Here is a 1,446-nt window from a genome sequence, read left to right on the forward strand (position 1 = left end):
GGCTCTTCAGAGTTGAGTGTGGGGTGAGGCGTCGAGTCCACCGGTGATGAGGAGCATGCGGAGGCGGTAGTGCTCGAAGTTGCGGAAGCCGCGGGCGATGCGGCGGCCGAGTTCGATGATCCCGTTGATGGCCTCGGTACCACCGTTGCTCGCGCCGTCGGTGTCGAAGTAGGCCAGGAACGCGGTCTTCCAGCGTCTCAGGGTCTTTCCGAGCCTGGCGATCTCGGGAATCGGGCAGGTCGGCAGCGAGGCGATGAGTTTTTCGGCAAGCTGGCGTCCTCGTGCAGGCGTGGGCTGGTGGAACACGTCCCGAAGGTCCTGAGCGCAGCGATAGGCGACTTCGACCGCGATGTGATCGGGATGGGCCGTGAACGCAGCTTCCAGGCGAGTCTGCTGGCGAGACGTGAGGCGTTCTCGCCCGGCGCGGAGAACATGGCGGATGCCGTAGAGGGGGTCGCCCTTGCGGCCTCGGTGGCCGAGGGTCTCCTGTTGGATCCGGCGGCGGACGTCATCGACTGCCGCGCCGGCGAGCTTGACGATGTGGAACGCATCCAGCACGCAGGTGGCGTCCTCGAGTTGGTCATCGATCGCGTTCTTGTATCCCTGGAACGGGTCCAACGTCGCGATCTCGACCCGCTTCCGGAACCCTTCGCCCCGCTCGTCCAGCCAGTCGCGGTAGGCCTTGCCGGATCGGCCGGGGACGAGGTCGAGGAGCCTGGCGGTGGGGTGGGGTCCGCGGGTCAGGTCGACCATCCCGGTGAGCTCTTTCGGACCGCGCCGGCGGGGGTCGCGGTGATGCCAGATGTGTTCGTCCACGCCCAGGACCTGCACGTTCTCGAACCGGACCGGGTCGTCAGCGGCCGTGGCCAGGACGGGGCGGACCTGAGTCCAGAGGGTGTTCCAGGTCGTGCCGAGCTGCCGGGCCAGGCCCTGGATCGTCGCTCCCTCGCGCCGGAGCTGACCGATGGACCACCGGATCGCGCGTGTGCTCAGCAGACCGCGCGGCGCACAGACCTCCGGGTCCTGCTCGACGAACGAGACCACCGCGCAAACGTCCTCGTGACAGATCCAGCGGCGCTTGCGCCATCGGACCCGCACCGGCCGACCCGCCCAGGGCGCATCAATCACCTCGACCACCACACGGCCGTGACCAGTAGCGATGACTCCGCAGCCGGGACAGCCTTGGACCGGAACGCAGGACTCCACCTCGAGCACCAGGCCCGAGGGAGCCTGCGTGACCGAGACCAGGTGGAGGCCGGGGAAGTCGAGGAGGAGATCGCATCAGTCGCAGCGATCGAGCGCGTCAGGGCATACGCAACTATGGTTAAGCATTGTCGAGGTCCTTGGTGCGAGCAGAGGTAAGAGTCCGCTCATCATCGAGGACCTCGACGTCTATCCCCAGCTACCCCGCACCACCGGCGCGCCCACACTCAACTCTGAAGAGCC

General features: G+C 67.2%; 1 protein-coding gene. It reads right to left on the reverse strand.

What is annotated here, in order from left to right:
* Positions 1 to 6: 6 nt before the first annotated feature.
* Positions 7 to 1,218, reverse strand: a complete 1,212-nt coding sequence (locus tag RF637_RS13750) for an ISL3 family transposase (protein ID WP_368845121.1) — start codon at positions 1,216 to 1,218, stop codon at positions 7 to 9.
* Positions 1,219 to 1,446: the final 228 nt, after the last annotated feature.

Source organism: Kocuria sp. CPCC 204721, from assembly GCF_040980945.1.
Lineage (GTDB): Bacteria > Actinomycetota > Actinomycetes > Actinomycetales > Micrococcaceae > Kocuria > Kocuria marina.